Origin of the sequence: Actinosynnema sp. CS-041913, assembly GCF_050942485.1 — a bacterium.
In the GTDB taxonomy this organism is placed as follows: domain Bacteria; phylum Actinomycetota; class Actinomycetes; order Mycobacteriales; family Pseudonocardiaceae; genus Actinosynnema.
This window is the reverse complement of sequence record NZ_CP192037.1, coordinates 8941863-8961864: the sequence shown is the minus strand read 5'-3', so window position 1 is coordinate 8961864 and position 20002 is coordinate 8941863. Positions and strand designations below refer to the sequence as shown.

Here is a 20002-nt window from a genome sequence, read left to right as displayed (position 1 = left end):
AACGAGGGCGCCGTGCTCAACGGCGCCCTCGTGGCGGTGCGGTAGTGGAGCGGACGATCAGGGCCGGGTGCAGCAGGTGCCGGACCGGCTCCGTGCGTTCCCCGCGCACGCGTTGCAGCAGGGCTTCGGCGGCCAGCCGGCCGAACTCGTTGCGCGGCTGGTCGATCGTGGTCAGGGAGACGTGCCGGAGCGCCGCGAGCGACGTGTTGTCGTACCCCACAACGGAAACGTCCTGCGGCACGCGATAGCCGGCGTCTTCCAGCGCGGAGATCGCGCCGACGGCGTTGAAGTCGTTGCACGAGATGATCGCGGTCGGCACGTCGCCGTCCAGCAGCCCCTGGATGGCCTTGGCCCCCGCCGCGTCGGTGTATTCGCTGCTCACGACGTGCGGCTCCAAGCCATGCGCGGCCATCGCCGCGAGATAGCCGCGCCGCCGGGGCGCGGCCTGGGTGCCCTCGCCGCCGTCCAGGTGGGCGATTCGGCGGTGTCCCAACGAGACCAGGTGGTCCACCGCCAGCGCGATGCCTCGCTCGCCGTCGTCGTTGATTGTGTCCACAATGGACAGACGGGACGATCGGGCCACCAACACTACGGGCGTCTGGTCGACGGCGGCCTTGATCGCGGCGGACGGCACGACCGGTGACAGCAGGGCGAGCCCGGCCGGGCGGAAGGACAGCAGGCTCTGCAACGCCCGCCGTTCGCGGGCGGGGCTGCGTCCCCCGGTGTTGATGATCAGGTCGAAGCCCTGTTCGCGCGCCACCGCGTCCAAGCCGTCCACGACCTCCGCGAAGAACGCGTTGTGCAGGTCGGACACCATCACGCCGAGCACGTGGGACGTGCGGCTGGCCAGCGAGCGGGCCATCGCGTGCGGTGAGTACCCGAGTTCCTCGGCGGCTCTCAGCACGGCGGTGCGCCGCTGGTCGCTCACTTTGGGTGAGCCCCGCATCACCAGTGACACCAGGGCGCGGGACACCCCGGCCCGCGCGGCGACGTCGTCCATCGTCGGCCTGGCCACTGGCACCTCCTTCGGCGGCGGTCGCGAGCCGAAACCCACCCTTGACTTCGGTGTGACGGACGCTACAGCATTGGAGCGCTCCAACGAATAGAGCGCTCTACCGCTCCAACCCTCCTACCAGGACGGAGACCCTGCGGATGCGGATCGGAGTTGCCGGAGTAGGTCGGATCGGCACCATGCACGCCACCAACCTGGCGGCGCTCGACCAGGTCGACGAGGTGCTGCTGTTCGACCCGGCGCCGGATCGCGCCGCGCGGGCGTCGGCCGGTCTGCCCGGCACCAAGAGCGTGCACGACCTGGCGGAGCTGCTCACGGCCAGTGACGGAGTGCTGCTGGCCACGCCGACCGCCACGCACCCCGCGCTGCTGCGCGAGGCGATCGCGGCGGGCGTGCCGACGCTGTGCGAGAAGCCCATCGCGAGCGACCTGGTGGAGATGCGCGCCCTGGTCGAGGAGGTGGCGAAGTCGGGCGTCGAGGTGCTGGTCGGCTTCCAGCGCCGGTTCGACCCGGCGGTGTCCGAGCTGCACCGCCGCGTGCGCGCGGGCGAGGTCGGCGACGTCTACCTGGTGCGCGCTCTCGGCAACGACGCCCAGCCTCCCGATCCCGGCTACCTGCCGCGGTCCGGCGGCATCTTCCGCGACCTGCTCATCCACGACCTGGACGCCGTGCCGTGGCTGGTCGGCGAGCCCGTCGTGGAGGTCTACGCGTCCGGGTCCGTGCTGGTGGACCAGGCTTTCGCGGACGCCGACGACGTGGACAACGCGGTGGTGCTGCTGAAGTTCGCGGGCGGCGCGCACGCCACCCTGGCGGGCGGCCGGCACAACCCGTTGGGCTACGACCACCGCATCGAGGTGTTGGGCAGCAAGGACTCGCTGGCCGTGGGCCTGGACCCGCGCACGCCGCTGACGTCCCTGGAGCCCGACGGTCCGCGGGTGGGCGACGCCTACCCCGGCTTTCCGGAGCGTTTCCACCGCGCCTACCTCAACGAGGTGGCAGTGTTCACCGACGTGGTGGCGGGCAGGGTGGCGAACCCGTCGCCCGCGCGGGAGAGTCTGATCAGCCTCCGGCTCGCCGAGGCCTGCGAGCGGTCGCGGCGAGCCGGCGCTCCCGTCCGGATCGAGGAGGTGACCGCGTGAGGATCGCCGGAGCGCCCATCTCGTGGGGTGTCTGCGAAGTGCCCGGCTGGGGCGAGGTGCCGGCCCCGAAGACCGTGCTGGCGGAGATGGCCTCGCTCGGTCTCCGGGCGACGGAACTCGGCCCGCCCGGCTACCTGCCCACCTCGCCCGACGAGTTGGCGGAGCTTCTGCACGGGCACGGGCTGACGTTGGTCGGCGGCTTCCTCGCGGTCGTGCTGCACGACGACGCGAAGTCCACTGTGGACGAAGCCGGTCGGGTGGCCGCACTGCTCGCGGCGGCGGGCGGGGACGTGCTGGTGCTGGCCGCCGCGACCGGCTCGGCCGGTTACGACGAGCGGCCCGAGCTGACCGACGAGCAGTGGCGGACGTTGATCGACACCGCCGCGAAGGTCCGGGACACCGCCGCCGCACACGGCCTGCGCACCGTGCTGCACCCGCACGTGGGCACGCACGTCGAGCGCGCCGCCGAGGTGGAGCGGTTCCTCGCGGACTCGGACCTCCCGCTCTGCCTGGACACCGGCCACCTGCTGATCGGCGGCACGGACCCGGTGGAGCTGGCCCGCCGCTTCCCCGAGCGGATCGGGCACGTGCACCTGAAGGACGTGCGGGCCGACATCGCGGCCACCGTGCGCGACGGCGGGATCGGCTACACGGCCGCCGTGCGCCGGCGGATGTACGTGCCGCTCGGCGACGGCGACGTGGACGTGCGCGCGTTGGTGGAACTCCTGCGGGACAAGGGTTACACCGGTTGGCTCGTCCTGGAGCAGGACACCGCCCTCGGGGCCGGCGACCCGCTCGACACCCCAGTGCGGGACACCGCGCGCAGCCTCGCGCACCTCACCCAGTTCACCGGCCAGACCGATCCCGGCGAGGAGAGACGATGACGTCCGTCCGCTCGAAGAAAGTGCGCGTGGGCCTCGCGGTCGCGGCGGTCGCGGCCGTGGCCGCGTGCAGCGGCCCCGGCGCGGCCGACCAGACCACGACCCCCGGCACCGGAGCCGCACCACCCTCCGGTGACCTGCGCGTGGCGGTGATCTCGCACGGCACCGCGGGCGACGCTTTCTGGAACGTGGTGAAGAACGGCGCGACCGACGCGGGCAAGCAGCTCGGGGTGACGGTGGACTACAACTCCGACGGCGACCCCGGCCGACAGGCCACGCTGATCGACAACGCGGTGTCGCAGAAGGTCGGCGGCATCGTCGTGTCGATGGCGAACCCGGACGCGCTGAAGACGTCCGTCGAGAAGGCGGTCGCGGCGGGCATCCCGGTTGTCACCATCAACTCCGGCAGCGACCAGAGCGCCTCGTTCGGCGCGCTGGCGCACGTCGGGCAGGAGGAGGGCGTCGCGGGGGAGGAAGCGGGCAAGAAGCTCAAGGCGGCCGGGAAGACCAGGCTGCTGTGCGTGATCCACGAGGCGGGCAACGTCGGCCTCAACCAGCGGTGCGACGGCGCGCGGGCCGGTTTCGGCGGCACGGTCGTGAACCTGCAGGTCGACATCAACAACCCGACCGACGTCGAGGCGCGGATCAAGGGCGCGTTGCAGACGGACACCGCCGTGGACGCGGTGCTCGCGCTGAACCCGCAGGTCGCGGTCAGCTCGGTGAGCGCGGTGAAGGGAGCCTCGGCCAAGGCGGCGGTGGCGACGTTCGACCTCAACGCCGACGTGACGGACGGGATCAAGGCCGTTGACGTGCTGTTCGCCGTCGACCAGCAGCAGTACGAGCAGGGGTACCTGCCGATCGTGATGCTGAAGCTGTTCCGCGACAACGCCAACACCGTCGGCGGCGGCAAGCCGGTGCTCACCGGCCCCGGCTTCGTGGACAAGTCCAATGTGGACAAGGTGGCGGAGTACGCCAAGCGCGGTACCAGGTGATGGCGGAAGCGCTGGACGAGCGGGTGGGCTCGCCCCGGCTGCTCGACCGGCTCGTCCTCCGGCCGGAGATCGGCTCGCTGCTCGGCGCCCTGCTGGTGTTCGTGTTCTTCTCGGTGGTGACCGAGCAGTTCCTGAGCGTCGGCGGGGTGGCGACCTGGCTGGACGACTCGGCCACGCTGGGCATCATGGCGGTCGCGGTGGCGCTGCTCATGATCGGCGGCGAGTTCGACCTGTCCGCCGGCGTGATGACGGCGTCCACCGCGCTGGTCACGGCCATCCTCGCCACGCGGCTCGGCTGGAACGTCTGGCTCGCGCTCGCCGTCTCGCTGGTGTTCGCGCTGGCCGTCGGCGCGGCGAACGGCTGGCTGGTGGTGCGGACCGGGCTGCCGAGCTTCATCGTCACATTGGGCACCTTCCTCGCCCTGCAAGGGCTGAACCTCGGCATCACCCGCCTGGTCACCGGCACCGTGCAGGTGTCCGGCATGCGCTCGACGGCCGGCTACGAGTCGGCGGGCTTCCTGTTCGCGTCGACGTTCTCCGTGGGCGGCACAACGTTCTACGTGTCAATCATTTGGTGGGTGCTGTTCACGGTGGTCGCGGCGACCCTCCTGGTGCGCACCCGGTTCGGCAACTGGATCTTCGCGGTCGGCGGCTCGGCGGCCTCGTCGCGCGCGGTCGGTGTGCCGGTGGCGCGCACCAAGGTGCTGCTGTTCATGACGACGGCGGGCGCGGCGTGGCTGGTCGGGTCGATCAACATCCTGCGGTTCACCAGCGTGCAGGCCAACCAGGGCATCGGGCTGGAGTTCCAGTTCATCATCGCGGCGGTGATCGGCGGCTGCCTGCTCACCGGCGGGTTCGGCTCGGCGGTGGGCGCGGCGGTCGGCGCGCTGATCTTCGGCATGGCGCGGCAGGGCATCGTCTACGCCAACTGGAACAGCGACTGGTTCCAGCTATTCCTCGGCGTGATGCTGCTGGCCGCCGTGCTCGTCAACAACGCCTTGCGGCGCCGGGCGGAAAGGGTGCGGCGATGACCGGGAAGACCCTGATCGAGGTCAAGGGCATCGGCAAGACCTACGGCAGCGTCATCGCGCTGCGGGACGTCTCGACCGTCGTCAACGCCGGCGAGGTCACCTGCGTGCTGGGCGACAACGGCGCGGGCAAGTCGACGCTGATCAAGGTCCTGGCGGGGGTGCACCAGCACGACCAGGGCACGTTCCTGGTGGAGGGCAGGGAGATCCGGTTCTCGTCGCCCCGCGAGGCGCTGGACCACGGCATCGCGACCGTGTACCAGGACTTGGCCGTGGTGCCGCTGATGAGCGTGTGGCGCAACTTCTTCCTCGGCTCGGAGCCGACGGTGGGCTTCGGGCCGTTCCGGTTCCTGGACCGGCGCAAGGGCCGTGCGGTGACGCGGAGCGCGTTGGCCGGGATGGGCATCGACCTGCGGGACGTGGAACAGCCCGTGGGCACGCTGTCCGGTGGTGAGCGGCAGTGCGTGGCGATCGCGCGGGCCGTGCACTTCGGGGCGAAGGTGCTGATCCTGGACGAGCCGACCGCCGCGTTGGGCGTGAAGCAGGCCGGGGTGGTGCTGAAGTACGTGGCCCAGGCCCGCGATCGCGGGCTCGGGGTCGTGCTGATCACCCACAACCCGCACCACGCGTACCCGGTCGGCGACCGGTTCCTGCTGCTCAACCGGGGGCGGGCGCTGGGGTGCCACGAGAAGGCGGACATCGGTCTGGAGGAGCTGACCAGGAAGATGGCGGGCGGTGCGGAGCTGGAGGCGTTGGCGCACGAGTTGCGGGGCGTCGAGGGATGACGACGCCGGTGGAGTTCACGGGATGACCACGCTGGAGGTGCTCGCGGGGTGACCGGGCTGGAGGTGCTCGCGGTCGGGCGGGTCGGGGTGGACCTGTACCCGGAGCAGAGCGGTGTGCCGCTGGCGGAGGTGCGGTCGTTCGCCAAGTCGTTGGGCGGGACGGCGACCAACGTCGCGGTCGCCGCCGCCCGGCTGGGGCGGTCGTCGGCGCTGCTGACCAAGGTCGGTCCGGACGGGTTCGGGCCCTACGTGCGGTCGGCGTTGGCGTCGTTCGGCGTGTCGCCGGAGTACGTCGGCACCGCCGAGGGATTGCGGACGCCCGTGGTGTTCTGCGCCCTGGACCCGCCCGAAGATCCGCCGCTGTTGTTCTACCGGTCGCCCATCGCGCCGGATCTGACGCTGGGCGAGTCGGATGTGCCGTGGGACGTGGTGGCGGACGTGCCGCTGCTGTGGGTCACCGGCACCGGCGTGTCCGCCGAACCCGCGCGGACGACCCAGCGCAAGCTGCTGGAGCACCGGGCCCGGCGCACGCACACCGTGCTGGACCTGGACTACCGGCCGATGTTCTGGTCCGATGTGGACAGTGCACGGCGGGAGATCGGCGCGCTGCTCGACCACGTGACGGTCGCGGTCGGCAACCGGTCCGAGGTCGAAGTCGCCGTCGGCACGGCCGACCCGGACGAGGCCGCTCGGCGGCTGCTCGCGCGCGGATTGGAGTTGGCGCTGGTCAAGAAGGGCGCGGAGGGCGTGTTGGTGGCGACGCCGGAGGGCTCGTGGACCGTGCCGCCGCATCCGGTGGAGGTGGTGTGCGGGCTGGGCGCGGGCGACGCGTTCGGCGGCGCCCTGGCGCACGGCCTGCTCGCGGGCTGGGCACCGGTGCGGATCGCGCGGTACGCCAACGTCGCCGGCGCCCTGGTGGCCTCCCGGCTAGCCTGCGCGGACGCCATGCCCACCCCGGACGAGATCGAGGACCTGCTGTGATCAGCGACGAGCAGTGGTGGGGCCTGCTGGCCACCCGGGCGGGCGACCCGGGTGCGGTGCGCCGGGCGTACCTCGCGCGGCGGCGGCGGGACCGGCTGCTGTCCGAGCGCGGCACGTTGTTCCTGGTGGCGGCCGATCACCCGGCGCGCGGCGCGCTCGGCGTGGGCGGCGACCCGTTGGCGATGGCCGACCGGCGGTCGCTGCTGGACCGGCTGCTCACCGCGCTGGCCAACCCGGCCGTGGACGGGGTGCTCGGCACGCCGGACGTGATCGAGGAGCTGCTGCTGCTCGACGGCCTGCACGACAAGGTCGTCATCGGCTCGATGAACCGGGGCGGGCTGGCCGGCGCGGACTGGGAGATCGACGACCGGTTCACCGCCTACGACCCGACCGCCATCGCGGCGAACGGCCTCGACGGCGGGAAGATGCTGCTGCGCCTGGTCGACTCGGACGCGGGCACCGTCCCGACCCTGGAGAGCTGCGCCGCCGCCGTGTCCGCGCTGGCCGAACGCGGTGTCATGGCGATGGTCGAGCCGCTGCCCTACGAACGCGACCCCGCCGGCAACCTGGTGCTGCGCAAGGACGCCGCCGCGCTGGCACGGGCCGGGAGCATCGCCGCCGGCCTGGGCGTGACCTCCGCCTACACCTGGCTCAAGCTGCCCGCGTCGCCGGACGAGGTGCTGGACGCGACGACGCTGCCCGCCCTGGTGCTGGGCGGTGTCCCCTCGGCGCGGCCCGAGGACGACCTGGCGTCGTGGGGGCGTTCGCTGCGCCACCCGACCGTGCGCGGCCTCGTGGTCGGCCGCGCCCTGCTCTACCCGCCGGACGGCGATGTCGCCCGAGCCGTCGAAGCCGCCGCCGAAGTCCTGCGCACCGCGAGGGGAGCGAGGGTGTGAAGAGCCTGCACCGACCGCTGGGCACGTTGTCCGACGGCGAGAACGCGGTGGAGCTGAGCCCGTCCGAGGCGGGTTGGGAGCACACCGGTCTGCGAGTCCTCCTCCTGCACCCCGGCCAGTCGCGGACCGTCGAGACCGGCGAGTTCGAGGCGTTCGTGCTGCCGCTGTCCGGTGGCTGCACGGTCGAGGTCGACGGCGAGCGGTTCACGTTGGAGGGGCGCGACTCGGTCTTCACGCGGGTCACCGACTTCGCCTATGTGCCGAGAGACGCCCGGGTCGTGCTGTCCACAAAGGACGGTGTCGAGGTGGCGCTGCCGATGGCCCGCTGCGCCAACCGGCTCAGCCCGAGGTACGGCCCCGCGCCCGACGTGCCGGTGGAGGTGCGCGGCGCGGGCAACGCGACCAGGCAGGTGACCAACTTCGGCGTGCCCGGCGTGTGGGACCACGCGGACAAGCTCATCGCGTGCGAGCTGATCACCCCGGACGGCAACTGGTCCTCCTACCCGCCGCACAAGCACGATGACACGTGCGAGGTCGTCAACGAGGAGGTCTACTACTTCCGCATCGCCGGCCGGGACGGCGTGACCCCGTCCCGCGAGGGCTTCGGCTTCCACCGCACCTACACCGACGACGGCACGATCGATGAGGACGTGGTCGTCCGCGACGGCGACGTCTTCCTGATCCCACGCGGCTACCACGGCCCGTGCGTGGCCGCGCCCGGCTACCCGATGTACTACCTGAACGTCCTCGCCGGCCCCGGTGCGCAACGGTCGATGGCGTTCTGCGACGACCCCGCGCACACCTGGGTCCGGGACGGCTGGGCGGCGCAGGACCTCGACCCGCGCTGTCCCGTGACGACCGCCGGAGGACGGGTGTCATGAGGCTCACCACGGCGCAGGCGCTGGTCCGCTGGCTGCTCGTGCAGCGCGCCGAACTCGTCGACGGGCGCGAAGGTCCGTTGTTCCCGGGGGTGTTCGCGATCTTCGGGCACGGCAACGTGCTCGGTCTCGGCACCGCGCTGGAGGAGGTGCGGGCGGAGCTTCCGGTGTGGCGCGGCCACAACGAGCAGGGCATGGCGTTGGCGGCGGTCGGCGTCGCCAAGGCGGCGCACCGCCGGCAGGTCGGCGTGGCGACGTCGTCCATCGGCCCCGGCGCGCTGAACATGGTCACCGCCGCCGGCGTGGCGCACGCGAACCGGCTGCCACTGCTGCTGTTGCCGGGCGACACGTTCGTCGGCCGCGCGCCGGACCCAGTGCTGCAACAGGTCGAGCACTTCGGCGACCCGACCACGACCGTCAACGACGCGTTCCGCGCGGTGAGCCGGTACTTCGACCGGATCACCAGGCCGGAGCAGTTGACGGCGACGCTGCCGCAGGTCGCGCGGGTCCTGACCGACGCGGCCGACTGCGGCCCGGTGGTGCTGGCGCTGCCGCAGGACGTGCAGGCCGAGGCGTACGACTTCCCGGACGCCCTGTTCGCGACCGTCGTGCACCGCCCGGTGCGGACTCGTCCCGACCGGCGTGCGCTGGACACCGCCGCCGCTGCCGTGCGGGCGGCCCGGAAACCGCTGCTGGTGCTGGGCGGCGGTGTCCGCTACTCGGGGGCGGCCGGTCGGGCGCTGCGCTTCGCCGAGCAGCACGGCCTTCCCGTCGTGGAGACCACCGCCGGCCGCACCCTCGTGCCGCACGACCACCCGCTGCACGCCGGTCCGCTGGGCATCACCGGCTCCACGTCGGCGAACGTGCTGGCCGGTGAAGCGGATGTCGTGCTCGCGGTCGGCACCCGGTTGCAGGACTTCACCACGGCGTCGTGGACGGTCTTCCCGCCCGACGTCCGCCTGGTCTCGGTCAACGCCGCCCGGTTCGACGCGGTCAAGCACGGGGCGCTGTCCGTGGTGGCCGACGCCGACGAGGCGTTGCGGGAGCTGACCGACCTGCTGGGCACGTGGCAGGCCGACCGGTCGTGGTCGGCGCGGGCGCGGGAGGAGCGGGAACGCTGGGACGCGCACATCTCCGGCCTGCGTGTCTTCGAGGGCGGGCTGCCGACGTATGCGCAGGTGGTCGGCGTGGTCAACGAGGCGAGCGGGCCCGAGGACTACGTGCTGACCGCCGCCGGCGGGCTGCCCGGAGAGCTGATCGGCGGCTGGCGGGCGGTCGGCGAGTCCACCATGGACGTCGAGTACGGCTTCTCGTGCATGGGGTACGAGCTGGCCGGGGCGTGGGGCGCGGCGATCGCCCGACCCGGGGGCGTGGTCACGACGCTGCTCGGCGACGGCTCGTACCTGATGCTGAACTCGGAGCTGTTCTCCGCCGCGTTCGCCGGGCACGGGTTCGTGGCGGTGGTGTGCGACAACGACGGTTACGCGGTCATCCACCGGTTGCAGACGGGACAGGGCGGTGTGGGCTTCAACAATCTCTACGGAGACTGTCTGACCTCGCACGATCGGCCGCCACGCACCGACTTCGCGGCACACGCGGCGTCGATGGGCTGCGCGGTCTTCCCGGCGGACGGCCTGGCGGAGTTCGCCGAGGCGTACCGGAAGGCACGCGAGGTCGCGCGGTCCGAACACCGCCCGGCCGTGGTGGTGGTCCGCACGCACCCGTCGTCCTGGACGGACGCCGGCGCGTGGTGGGAGGTGGGCGTGCCGGAGGTGTCGCACCGCGCCGAGATCGCCACCGCCCACGCCGAGGTCCGGGCGGGCAAACAACGCCAGGTCCGCTACCTCTGACCGGTTGGCGCAGGTCCGCTACCTCTGACCGGTCGGGGCCAGGTCCGCTACCTCTGACGGACCCGTATCGCCGGAGCCCGGCGGGCGAGGCCGGGCGGGATCATCGCAACGTGATGTCCCGGCCGGCCTGGTAGACGTGGGCCACGGCGTGGTGCACGAAGCAGTCCTCGCCCGCCACCCGCGGTAAGTCCGGGCTCACCGCGTTCAGCACCTCGCGCAGCGACGTGGCCGCCTCCGGGTGCTGCCAGAGCATGGTGTGGATCGAGCCGCGCCACTCCGTGGTGAACTCGGCCCGCGCCTGCTCCAGCCGTATCGGCGGCGCAGTCACGACTCGAATGCGCGCTTCCTCCAGCCGGGCGCTGACCACGTCGAACAACGTCGGCGCGAGCACCGCCGCCACCCCGGTCCGCAGATCCGCCCACAGGTTGGTGTCCACCGCCTTGGCCAGCGCGCTCGCGACGGCGCCGGCCAGCATGCGGAGCGGATCCTCGCGCACCTCGGGTCCTCTCATGGACTCAATCGGCTTCTCCGCCCTTGCGGTAGGTCGGGCCGAAGTGCGAGCCGCGCTGGTCGTTGCGTGCGAAGTTCTGGATCATGTTGGCGTGCTGCGAGGTCGGCACGTGCGCGTCGCGGCCCGCCTGGATCACCGTGGAGCCGCCGCTGGCCTCGGCGTGCTGGTGCACGGCCGGCACCGGTGGCACGGCCGGCGGACCGGTCAGGTTCAACGCGTGCACGTCGCCGTTCGGGATCCACATCCAGCCGTGGCCGTGGAACGTCTTCTCCACCACCTCGACCCGCCGGAAGTCGGTGGGCCGCAGCGTGGTGAGACCGGCCAGCACCAGCGTGGAATACACGATTTCGGACAGCATCACCACCAGGTCCGCGTCCGGGAAATCCTCCAGGGCGATATGCGCCGGTTTGCTGTTGAGCAATCGTGAGACCAACACGGAATCCTGGCCGGGGAAACCGTTCGCGCCGTCCACCACCGCGCCGTGGTGGATCGCGAGCCGCATGCGGGCACGGGCCTCCGGCACGCGGTAGCGGTTCGCCGCCGACAGTTCCGCGTTGAGCGCGCGGACGTAGGCGTCGACGACGACGGGTTCCCGCGTGTCCGGTGGCAGGACGGCCCACTCCTCGTCGCCCTTGGCTTGGCGGTGCCACGTCGACCGGTCCAGACCGGCCGCCTTTCCCGCCCTGTCCAGGCAGCGGACCAGCAGTTCCTGGAGTTCGCGCTGGAGTTGGTCGTCAGCCGCGCCGTAGCGCCTCAGGTCGCAGCAGACCAGCAGACTGCGCCGGAAGGTGGCAGGACTCATGGACTCGGGCCTCTCGACGTGGTGCGGTTGCGTGGCCGGGTGGGGACACCTGGAGTGCAAGGTCACTGTGGAGTACCGCACCGGAGCGAATACCGCAAAACTGCGGACTCACCCTCAGATTCCCGCGAATTTCCGCAAGTTGTCGAGATCGGGCACGAGCACGTCCCTGCGCAGGTGGCTGACGACCACCCCCGCTTTCCGCAGATCGCTGAACGCCTTCTCCGCCGTCCTGGGCTTCATGCCGGCGATGGAAGCCAGCTCGACCTTGGTCAGCGGAATTCCCAGCGTCCAGCCGGCCGGCTCCTCCCGGCCATAGGTCTGCACCAATTCGGCGAGCACTCGGGCCACCCGTTCGGCGGCGGGGTGGGACAGGAAGTCGCGACGGCGCTGGTTGGCCCAGCGCAGCCGGTCGTTGATCATCCCGATCAATTCCACGAACACGTCGTTGCGGCGGTGCAGGAAGCTCATCAGCTCTCCGCTGGTGATCAGCTTCGCCACCACGTCGCCACACGTCACGACGGTGGCCGAGCGCGGCTTCTGGTCCAGCGCCGCCATCTCGCCCACCAGGTCGCCCGCTACGCGGATCGCGAGCAGGGCGGTGTCGCCCGTCTCGTCGGTGGTCTGCACCTTCACCACGCCGTCGAGCAGCAAGAGGACGTGAGTGTCCTTCGCGTCCTGCTCGATGACCTCCCGGTCGGCCGTGTAGCGCACGACCGTGCCGATGTTCAGCAGTTCTTGTCGGGTGTTGTCGCGGAGGCGACCCAGCAGGCTGTTGCTGGGCCACCCTGGATCCGGTGTCATCGTGGTCGGCATGGGCAGCATGTGGATCCTGTTACTGTCGTGACCGGCGGGAACTCAATTCGAGCCGACCTGCGTCGGGCGGCAAGTGATGGTCTCCCCGAACGTGCTGCGGACAGTACACCCGAATGGGCGTAACTGACCCTGTCTGGTAGCGCGTTTTGCGTATCGACCCCTATTCAAGATCACGTGCTAATGCACGCGCAATACCGAATCGAATGGAATTGTCCTGCTCCTGTGCGGTGGGACGGGCGTCACGTGGGGAACAACCTGTCCGATCCGGGACCTTGGACCTGTTGACGGGCCCGAAGGACCCGTTGTCGTGCCGGAACCACCCGAGGAGACGCATGTGAGTGCGCTGTTCAGACCGCTGACCCTCCGTTCGGTCACTCTCCCGAACCGGATCGCCGTCAGTCCGATGTGCCAGTACTCCGCTCGTGACGGCTTCCCCGACGAATGGCACCTCGTGCACCTCGGCTCGCGTGCGGTGGGTGGCGCCGGGCTGGTGCTGTCGGAGGCGACCGCCGTGCAGGCGGTCGGCCGGATCTCACCGGACGACACCGGGCTGTGGGACGACGCCCACATCGAAGCGTGGCGACCCATCACCCGGTTCGTCAGGGCGCACGGCGCCGTGCCCGGCGTGCAGCTCGGCCACGCCGGCCGCAAGGGGTCCACATACGCGCCGTTCGCGCCCCGGCACGGCGGCGTGCCCGACGAAGAAGGCGGCTGGACCCCGGTCGCGCCCAGCGCCGTCCCGTTCAACGAGACGTACCGGGTACCGGCCGAACTGGACGAAGCGGGCATCCGGCAGGTCGTCGTGGACTTCGCCGCCGCCGCCCGCCGGGCCGTCGCCGCCGGTTTCGAGGTCGTCGAGGTGCACGCGGCGCACGGCTACCTGCTGCACGAGTTCCTGTCGCCGCTGAGCAACCGCAGGACCGACGGCTACGGCGGCTCGCTGGAGAACCGGACCCGGATCGTGCGCGAGGTCGTCGCCGCCGTCCGCGCGGCGGTGGGTGAGGACGTGCCGGTGCTCGTGCGCATCTCCGCCACCGACTGGGTCGACGGCGGTTGGACGGTCGAGGACAGCGTCGTGCTCGCGCGCGACCTGGCGGCCGTGGGCGCGGACCTGATCGACGTGTCGACCGGCGGCAACGTGCCCAAGGCGGACATCCCGGTCGGACCGGGCTACCAGGTGCCGTACGCCGAGACCGTGCGACGGAAGGCCGACGTGCCCGTCGGGACCGTCGGCATGATCACCGAGGCCCGGCAGGCCGAGCAGATCGTCGCCGACGGATCGGCCGACCTGGTGCTGCTCGCGCGGGAACTCCTGCGTGACCCGTACTGGCCTCGGCACGCGGCCAGGCAGCTCGGGGCGCAGGTGACTCCGCCGAAGCAGTACGCCAGGGCGTTCTAGGGCCCGCGTCAAAGGTTGGGCTGCCGGTGCGGAACCGGCAGCCCAACCTTCTCAGCGGGTATGGACGCGTCAGCGACGGTAGTCGTCGTACTCGTCGTCCGACGGCTCGTCGTAGCGTTCATCGCTACGGCGTGGGCCGTCGGAATCGCCGGACAGCTCGCGTTGCAAGGCGTCAAAGTCGGTGTTGTGAGAGCTGTACTTCAGCTCCCTCGCCACCTTCGTCTGCTTGGCCTTAGCTCGGCCGCGCCCCATGGCTCGACCCCCTCGCACAGGGACGGGGGCGGCGCCGGGGGAACGGCGGCCCCACTCGTCTCGACAACTAGTTCCTGGTAACTACCGTACCGTGTCGAAGGGGTTCCTCGCGACGCGGTAGGCGTGACACGTGCCGCCAATTCTCCGCGTGGGAGGATGCGCGGGTGCCTCGACCGTTCGTCGCCTACCTCAGGGTGTACGAACCGCTGTCGGCTCTTGACGCACCGTTGGCGGACCAAGCCCGAAAAGCCCTGGAAGCAGGGCCTCTGAGCCGAGCGGACGCCAGTGCCCGCGAGCGGGAGCTGTGGCTCCGATCACAACTCGCCCGCCCTCGCCGCCTGCTCCCCGGCGAACGATCGGACGGGCGTGTCGCACACGACACGCCGATCGACGTGATGACCATCAGCCCGGCCGAGGTCCCCGGCGACGTCGGCCCCGGCCCGCTCGTGTGCCCCCTGGATCTGCGGGCGCGGTCGGCGGCGGCCCTGGTGGGTTTCCTGGCGACCTCCAGCGGCCCGCTGCAGGACGCGGCGCTGTCCGTGTCCCCCGAGACCATCCGGGCACGGGCGACGGCCGTGATGGCGGAGCTGATGGGCGGTGCGGTGCACGTCATCTCGACCACCTGGACCGTGCCGCTGCCCTGGTTCGCCCTGGTGGACCCGGACGCGCGACGCATCGTCCTCGCACCGCGCGACGACCCCGAGCGGCAGGTGTCGTGGCGGGCGTCGATGGCGGACGCGCGGCAGCGGGTGGCCAGGGCGCGGAAGGTCGTGTCGCGGTCCTTGGGCGACGAGGGCCCGGCGAAGGTCCTCACCGACACCGCCCGGTGGCTGGACCACTTCGCGCCCGACTCGGCGGTGGAACTGGACTACGGCGGCCTCGTGCAGCTAATCGAGGACAAGGACCTGCTGGAGGACACGTCCGCGCAGGACGTCAACGCCATCGTGGACGCGCTGGAGGCCGGGGACGCCGAGGAGGTCGCCCTCCGGTACGAACGCCTCCGCGAGTTCTGGGGCGAACTGGCCCGCCGCGAACGCCACGGCTGACGCTCGCCCACGGCTGGCGCTCGCTACGGCGGACGTTGGCTACGGCTGACGTTGGCCGCAGATGACGCTCGCTGGGGCTGACGCTCGCTGCGGCGGCGGGTGCGGCTTGGCGCGGGTGCCGGGAGATTCAGGGGTTCAAGGTTCAGGCCGGCTTGGGTGCCAGGTGGGCCGGTGTGAAGGCGGGGATCAGGAGGACGCGGGCGGCTGTGGCGGCGGCTGCTGCCAGGAGTAGGGCGGCGGGCCAGCCCAGGGTGACCGCCACCCAGGCCGCGAGGGCTGGCGTGATGGTGGCGCTGAGGTAGTTCGCGCTGTTCTGCATGCCCAGTGCCGTGCCGCTGCTGCCCTCCGGGGCGAGTTCGGCGGCTGCGGTGACCGCCAGGCCGTTCCAGCACAGGGCCACGGCCGCGGTGGGGATCAGGACCGTCGCCAGGAGCCAGACCGGTGCTTGGTCCAGCGCCGCGCACACGACGAAGCCTGCCGCGATGACCACGCTCAGCGTCTTCAGCGGGCCTACGCGGTCGCGGACCCGGTCCGACCAGATGCCCACGCCCAACCTGCCCAGGCCGCCCAGCACCTGGGAGGCCCCGAACAGGCCCGCCGCGAGGCCCACCGCCACGCCGCGGTGGTCGTGGAGGAGTTCCACCATCAGCGCGGCAGCGGTGAACTGGGGTACCACCAGTAGCCCGCTAGCCGTGCTGAGGCGGATCAGGTTGCGGTCCGTCAGGATGACGCCGTGGCGGTGGCCGGCTCGCAGCGCGCCCGGTGGTTCCCGCACCAGGAGCGCTACCGCTGCCGCCACGAAGGCCGTGCAGCCCGCCAACGCCAGGAAGGCCGTCGGCACGCCTGCCGTGACCGCCACCAAGGGCAGCACCGCGGCCGTCAGTGCTGCGCCCAGTGGGGTCGCGGTCTGGCGGATGCCCATGGCCAGGCCTCGCCGGTCCGCCGGGAACCACGTCATCACGGCTCGGCCGCTCGCCGCGTTGACGCTGGCCCCGAACAGACCCACGCCGACCAGTGCCAGGCCCGCCACCACCGGCCCGTCGAGGGCCGCCAGGCCCAGGCACGCTGCCGCACCTACTCCGCCGATGGTCATGACCAGGCGTTCGCCCCGCCGGTCGGCGGCCACGCCCCACAGGACGAGGGTGAGCATCGTGCCCAGGTTGACGGCTCCCAGCAGCAGCCCGACCTGGGGCAGTGTCAGGTCGAAGTACTCGCGCAATTGAGGGGTGATCGCCGGGAGTCCGAGGAACACCGCCGCGTTCGTGCCTTGTGCCAGCGCGCCCACGGCCAGAACCACCCAGCGGTACCCCATGGCTGCACGCTAAGGCGACCGCTCAGGATTTGGGAGGGTCATCCCAGGTCTTGGAACATCCAGGGCTGATCACCTCCTCTCGGCTCGCCCTGCGCTGCCCGTTCGTTGCTCCTCAATTATCGAACATGGGTTCGAATAACGGCAAGGTCACGATCGGGTGATCATGGAGAGTCGAGCGGAAGTGGGGCCTGGTACGCGCCGTGCGGTCGGTGCGCCGTGCGGGCGATGCGTGGTCGGGGTGTGGTCGGCACGCGGAGTGGGCGGTGCGCGGAGTGGTCGGTCCCCGGTGCGGCCCGAGGAGGTCCTGACCTCGGAGTCAGGCCTTGCTGCGACCGGGGTTCGTGGGCCAGCCGCGTTCCGCCGCCAGCAACTCGTCCACCGACGCGCTGCCGCTCTGGTACCGGCCCGCGATCTCGGCGTTCAGCCGGTCCACCACGACCTGCACCTCACGCCGCCGCCCGGAGACCGAAGCCTCCTCGTTGACGAACGTCCGCAGCGCCAGATCCAGCTTGTCGTCCGACAGCGAACTCACGTCCGACAAGTCGACATCCGACACCAACGCCTCGACGTGCCGCCGATGCGCCTCCGCCCGCGACGGCTCCTGCGTCTGGTAGCGGCCGAGTCCGGTAGCCGGGCCCACCGCGTTCGACGCCAGGATCGTCGCGAGCTGGTCGACCACCGCCGAACCGCCGTCGGTGCGCCGCGCCTGCTCGGCCCGCACGATGTCGATCCGCGCGTGCAGCAGCCGCCGCAGGTACGACAGGTCGGTCTCCTCCTGCGCTGCTTCGTCGCGCAACGCTCGCACCTCGGCGAGCGGGAGCCGCTCGACCCCCTCCGTGTAGTCGGGGGCGAGCACCCGGTCGATACGGCGGCGTCCGCCAGGACGCACCTCGATCACGTACTCATCCTGAGGCAGTTCCTGTCCACCCGCCAACACAAACCTGCTTCCAAAGTTGTCTCAAACCTGTACCGGACTGCGCACGCCGAGCAGTTCCCGCGCCTCGGCGGGGGACAGCGGCGGCCGTTGGGCGATCTTCGCCAGCCCCGCCGCACGGGCCACCAACTGGGCGTTGTCGCGGACCGGCTGCCCTTTGGCGTATGTGACGGTGTCCTCCATCCCGACCCGCAGGTGCCCGCCGGCGCTCAACGCCGCCAGCATCACCGGCAGCGACGTGCGGCCGATCCCGGTCGCCGAGAACGACGCGCCGTCCGGCAGCAGCCGCAACGCCGCGATCAGGGTCTCCGCGTCACCCGGCATCCCGCCGGGCACGCCCATCACCAAGTCGACGTGCACCTTCCCACCCGCGGGCGGGCCGTGCTTGTCCAGCAGCCGGTGCAGCGAGGCGAGCTGGCCGAGGTCGAAGATCTCGTACTCGGGCACGATCCCGCGTTCCTGCATCGTCTTGTGCAGTGCGACGACGAACTCCCACCGGTTCAGGAAGACGTCCTCGCCGAAGTTCACCGTCCCCATCGTGCAGGACGCCGAGTCGGGCAGAGCGTCGAGTACGCGCAGCCGGTCCGCCTCCGGGTCGGTCACCGCGCCGCCCGTGGACAACTGCACGACCAGGTTCGTCCGTTCGCGCAACGCCTGCACGGTGTCCTTGAGCCGCCCCAGGTCCAGCGTCGGCTCGGCGTCCTCGCCCCGGATGTGGACGTGGACCATCGCCGCGCCCACCTGCTCGCACGATTCGGCGGTCGCGACCAGCTCGTCGAGGGTGACCGGAAGCTGCGGCACGTCGGCCTTGGCGTGCTCGGCCCCGGTGGGGGCGACGGTGAGCAGCGTGCCGTGGGAACCGGGTCGGGACATGTCGTGATCCTGGCACAGAATCCGTCCGGCCCGGCGTCTCTCTCGGCCGGCTTCGCCTTTCGGACAAGGGCGGTGTTTCACCCGGTCGGGCGCTACCGCCCCAGGTTGCGGGCGGCCTGCCGACCCAGACCGGGGGTGTCCGGCGGCACGGAGTCGGGGTCCACGGACGCCTGCACGACCCGGCCCTCGGCGCCGACCAGCAGCTCGGCCTCCACCGGCACGGACCGCTTGACCAGCGCCAACGCGATCGTCCCCAGCTCGTGGTGCAGCGCCACGGACCCGACGCGACCCACCACGCGGTCCCCGGCCAGCACCGGGTCGCCGGTCTCCGGCTGGACCTCGCGGGATCCGTCCAGGTGCAGCAGCAGCATCCGCCGGGGCGGGCGGCCGACGTTGTGCACCTTCGACACGGTCTCCTGGCCCCGGTAGCAGCCCTTGTCCAGGTGGACGGCCGAGCCGACCCAGTTCACCTCGTGCGGGATGGTCTTCTCGTCGGTGTCCACGCCCAGCCGGGGCCGCAGCGCCTCGACCCGCAGCGCCTCGAACGCCCAGCTCCCGGCCGGTCGCGCGCCGCCGTCGGTCAGCTTCCGCCACCACTCGGGGACCGAGCCGCGCGGCACGACCAGGTCGGCCGCGTCGTGGCCGGGCCACGGCATCCGCCGGGCGAACCCGCCGCCGGGCAGCGCCGTGACGCCCAGGACGTCCGGCAGGCTGACGCCCACCTTGTCGAACAGCCCGGCGATCTCCGGGCCGACCACGCTGAGCACCGCGAACTCGGACGTCGCGTCCCGCGGCTCGACCTTCGACCAGAACACCATCCTGGTCAGGTACGCGAGCAGCGCCCCGGCGGTGGCGGCCTCGGTGTCCAGGTAGACCGTGCCGCCGGTGTTCGCCACCACGGCGTGGTGCTCCACCCGCCCCTGCACGTCCAGGATCAGCGCCTCGCTGCCCCGGTCCTCGCCCAACGCCTCGAAGTGCTGGCTGGTCAGCGAGTGCAGCCAGGTCAGCCGGTCGGGGCCGGACACCGCCAGGACGGCCCGGTGCGACCGGTCGAACACCGCGACCGACCGCGCCGCCGACCGTTGCTCCGCGAACGGGTCGCCGAAGTGCCAGGGCACTCCCTGGTCGACGGCGCCCTCGAACGGCGCGACAGCTCCGGGCACGGCCAGCAGCGGTGAGGTCACTAGTTCTCCTTCAAGCAGTCGCGGCAGGTGCCGGACAGCGCGAGGTGGCTTGCATCAAGTTCGAACCCGTAGTCCGCCCCCAGTGTTCCGGCCAGCGGCGAGAGCGTTTCGCACGGCACCTCGTCGATGTGGCCGCACCGGTGGCACACCAGGTGCACGTGCTCGTGTTCGTCCACCGAGTAGTTCGGCGCGCCGTGACCCAGGTGGGTGTGCCGGACCATGCCGAGCCGGTCCAGCAGGTCGAGCGTCCGGTAGATGGTCGTGATGTTCACGGTCGGGGCCGTGACCTGCACTCGCTGGCAGATCTGCTCCGGCGTCGCGTGCCCGAGCGCGCGCACCGCGTCCAGCACGAGCTGGCGCTGGGGCGTCATCCGCATGCCTCGGTCGTGCAGGGTCTTGCGCAGGGCCTTCGGGCCGCTCGCGGTGTCCACGAG

21 protein-coding genes are annotated in these 20002 nt (G+C 71.6%); 11 read left to right on the top strand and 10 right to left on the bottom strand.

Annotated elements, in window-relative coordinates; genetic code table 11:
* Positions 1–16 precede the first annotated feature (16 nt).
* Positions 17–1015 carry a LacI family DNA-binding transcriptional regulator gene (locus ACQPZF_RS40580; RefSeq protein WP_433266334.1) on the bottom strand — a complete coding sequence of 333 codons (999 nt, stop codon included), beginning with the start codon at positions 1013–1015 and terminating at the stop codon, positions 17–19.
* A 137-nt stretch (positions 1016–1152) separates the two neighbouring features.
* Between ACQPZF_RS40580 and ACQPZF_RS40575 the strand changes: the two genes are divergently transcribed.
* The 9 genes from ACQPZF_RS40575 to iolD are packed head-to-tail and all read left to right on the top strand — an operon-like array spanning position 1153 to position 10442.
* On the top strand, positions 1153–2151 hold the full coding sequence (locus tag ACQPZF_RS40575) for a Gfo/Idh/MocA family protein (RefSeq protein ID WP_433266332.1): 999 nt from the start codon (positions 1153–1155) through the stop codon (positions 2149–2151).
* A complete protein-coding gene (locus ACQPZF_RS40570; protein WP_433266330.1) occupies positions 2148–3035 on the top strand; it encodes a TIM barrel protein in 888 nt (295 codons plus the stop codon). Before ACQPZF_RS40575 ends, ACQPZF_RS40570 begins: the two co-directional genes overlap by 4 nt.
* Positions 3032–4024 (top strand): sugar ABC transporter substrate-binding protein, encoded by a 993-nt coding sequence (locus ACQPZF_RS40565; RefSeq protein ID WP_433266328.1) that lies wholly within the window; start codon positions 3032–3034, stop codon positions 4022–4024. The genes ACQPZF_RS40570 and ACQPZF_RS40565 overlap by 4 nt, the downstream gene beginning before the upstream one ends.
* Positions 4024–5055, top strand: a complete 1032-nt coding sequence (locus tag ACQPZF_RS40560) for an ABC transporter permease (protein ID WP_433266326.1) — start codon at positions 4024–4026, stop codon at positions 5053–5055. The genes ACQPZF_RS40565 and ACQPZF_RS40560 overlap by 1 nt, the downstream gene beginning before the upstream one ends.
* The gene (locus ACQPZF_RS40555) at positions 5052–5837 is read left to right on the top strand and encodes an ATP-binding cassette domain-containing protein (protein WP_433266324.1); all 786 of its coding nucleotides are present in this window, start codon (positions 5052–5054) and stop codon (positions 5835–5837) included. Before ACQPZF_RS40560 ends, ACQPZF_RS40555 begins: the two co-directional genes overlap by 4 nt.
* Before the next feature lie 48 nt (positions 5838–5885).
* Positions 5886–6818: a 5-dehydro-2-deoxygluconokinase gene (gene iolC / locus ACQPZF_RS40550; protein WP_433266322.1), complete on the top strand. Its 933-nt coding sequence runs from the start codon at positions 5886–5888 to the stop codon at positions 6816–6818.
* A complete protein-coding gene (locus ACQPZF_RS40545) occupies positions 6815–7714 on the top strand; it encodes a Cgl0159 family (beta/alpha)8-fold protein (protein WP_433266320.1) in 900 nt (299 codons plus the stop codon). The genes iolC and ACQPZF_RS40545 overlap by 4 nt, the downstream gene beginning before the upstream one ends.
* Positions 7711–8595: a 5-deoxy-glucuronate isomerase gene (gene iolB, locus ACQPZF_RS40540; protein ID WP_433266318.1), complete on the top strand. Its 885-nt coding sequence runs from the start codon at positions 7711–7713 to the stop codon at positions 8593–8595. Before ACQPZF_RS40545 ends, iolB begins: the two co-directional genes overlap by 4 nt.
* Positions 8592–10442: a 3D-(3,5/4)-trihydroxycyclohexane-1,2-dione acylhydrolase (decyclizing) gene (iolD, locus tag ACQPZF_RS40535; RefSeq protein WP_433266316.1), complete on the top strand. Its 1851-nt coding sequence runs from the start codon at positions 8592–8594 to the stop codon at positions 10440–10442. Before iolB ends, iolD begins: the two co-directional genes overlap by 4 nt.
* A 100-nt stretch (positions 10443–10542) precedes the next feature.
* Here the strand turns inward: iolD and ACQPZF_RS40530 are convergent, their stop codons facing one another.
* The 3 genes from ACQPZF_RS40530 to ACQPZF_RS40520 form a co-directional block, all read right to left on the bottom strand.
* A complete protein-coding gene (locus tag ACQPZF_RS40530) occupies positions 10543–10938 on the bottom strand; it encodes a hypothetical protein (RefSeq protein ID WP_433266314.1) in 396 nt (131 codons plus the stop codon).
* A 19-nt stretch (positions 10939–10957) separates the two neighbouring features.
* The gene (locus tag ACQPZF_RS40525; protein ID WP_433266312.1) at positions 10958–11755 is read right to left on the bottom strand and encodes a hypothetical protein; all 798 of its coding nucleotides are present in this window, start codon (positions 11753–11755) and stop codon (positions 10958–10960) included.
* A gap of 114 nt (positions 11756–11869) precedes the next feature.
* Positions 11870–12556, bottom strand: coding sequence for a Crp/Fnr family transcriptional regulator (locus tag ACQPZF_RS40520; RefSeq protein WP_433266310.1), 687 nt, complete (start codon positions 12554–12556; stop codon positions 11870–11872).
* Positions 12557–12902: 346 nt separating this feature from the next.
* Between ACQPZF_RS40520 and ACQPZF_RS40515 the strand changes: the two genes are divergently transcribed.
* A complete protein-coding gene (locus tag ACQPZF_RS40515; protein ID WP_433266308.1) occupies positions 12903–13967 on the top strand; it encodes an NADH:flavin oxidoreductase/NADH oxidase in 1065 nt (354 codons plus the stop codon).
* Positions 13968–14036: 69 nt separating this feature from the next.
* Here ACQPZF_RS40515 and ACQPZF_RS40510 read toward each other — a convergent pair whose 3' ends face one another.
* Positions 14037–14219: a DUF3073 domain-containing protein gene (locus ACQPZF_RS40510; protein ID WP_433266306.1), complete on the bottom strand. Its 183-nt coding sequence runs from the start codon at positions 14217–14219 to the stop codon at positions 14037–14039.
* Positions 14220–14383: 164 nt separating this feature from the next.
* Between ACQPZF_RS40510 and ACQPZF_RS40505 the strand changes: the two genes are divergently transcribed.
* Positions 14384–15265 carry a hypothetical protein gene (locus tag ACQPZF_RS40505; protein ID WP_433266304.1) on the top strand — a complete coding sequence of 294 codons (882 nt, stop codon included), beginning with the start codon at positions 14384–14386 and terminating at the stop codon, positions 15263–15265.
* Positions 15266–15407: 142 nt separating this feature from the next.
* Here ACQPZF_RS40505 and ACQPZF_RS40500 read toward each other — a convergent pair whose 3' ends face one another.
* The 5 genes from ACQPZF_RS40500 to ACQPZF_RS40480 form a co-directional block, all read right to left on the bottom strand.
* Positions 15408–16577 (bottom strand): MFS transporter, encoded by a 1170-nt coding sequence (locus tag ACQPZF_RS40500; RefSeq protein WP_433266303.1) that lies wholly within the window; start codon positions 16575–16577, stop codon positions 15408–15410.
* A 316-nt stretch (positions 16578–16893) separates the two neighbouring features.
* Positions 16894–17475, bottom strand: a complete 582-nt coding sequence (locus ACQPZF_RS40495; RefSeq protein WP_433266301.1) for an RsiG family protein — start codon at positions 17473–17475, stop codon at positions 16894–16896.
* A gap of 60 nt (positions 17476–17535) precedes the next feature.
* Positions 17536–18384 (bottom strand): 3-keto-5-aminohexanoate cleavage protein, encoded by an 849-nt coding sequence (locus ACQPZF_RS40490; RefSeq protein ID WP_433266299.1) that lies wholly within the window; start codon positions 18382–18384, stop codon positions 17536–17538.
* A 92-nt stretch (positions 18385–18476) separates the two neighbouring features.
* Complete coding sequence (locus tag ACQPZF_RS40485) at positions 18477–19568, bottom strand: YgfZ/GcvT domain-containing protein (RefSeq protein ID WP_433266297.1); 1092 nt, start codon at positions 19566–19568, stop codon at positions 18477–18479.
* Positions 19568–19999, bottom strand: a complete 432-nt coding sequence (locus ACQPZF_RS40480) for a Fur family transcriptional regulator (RefSeq protein ID WP_433266295.1) — start codon at positions 19997–19999, stop codon at positions 19568–19570. The genes ACQPZF_RS40485 and ACQPZF_RS40480 overlap by 1 nt, the downstream gene beginning before the upstream one ends.
* Positions 20000–20002 lie beyond the last annotated feature (3 nt).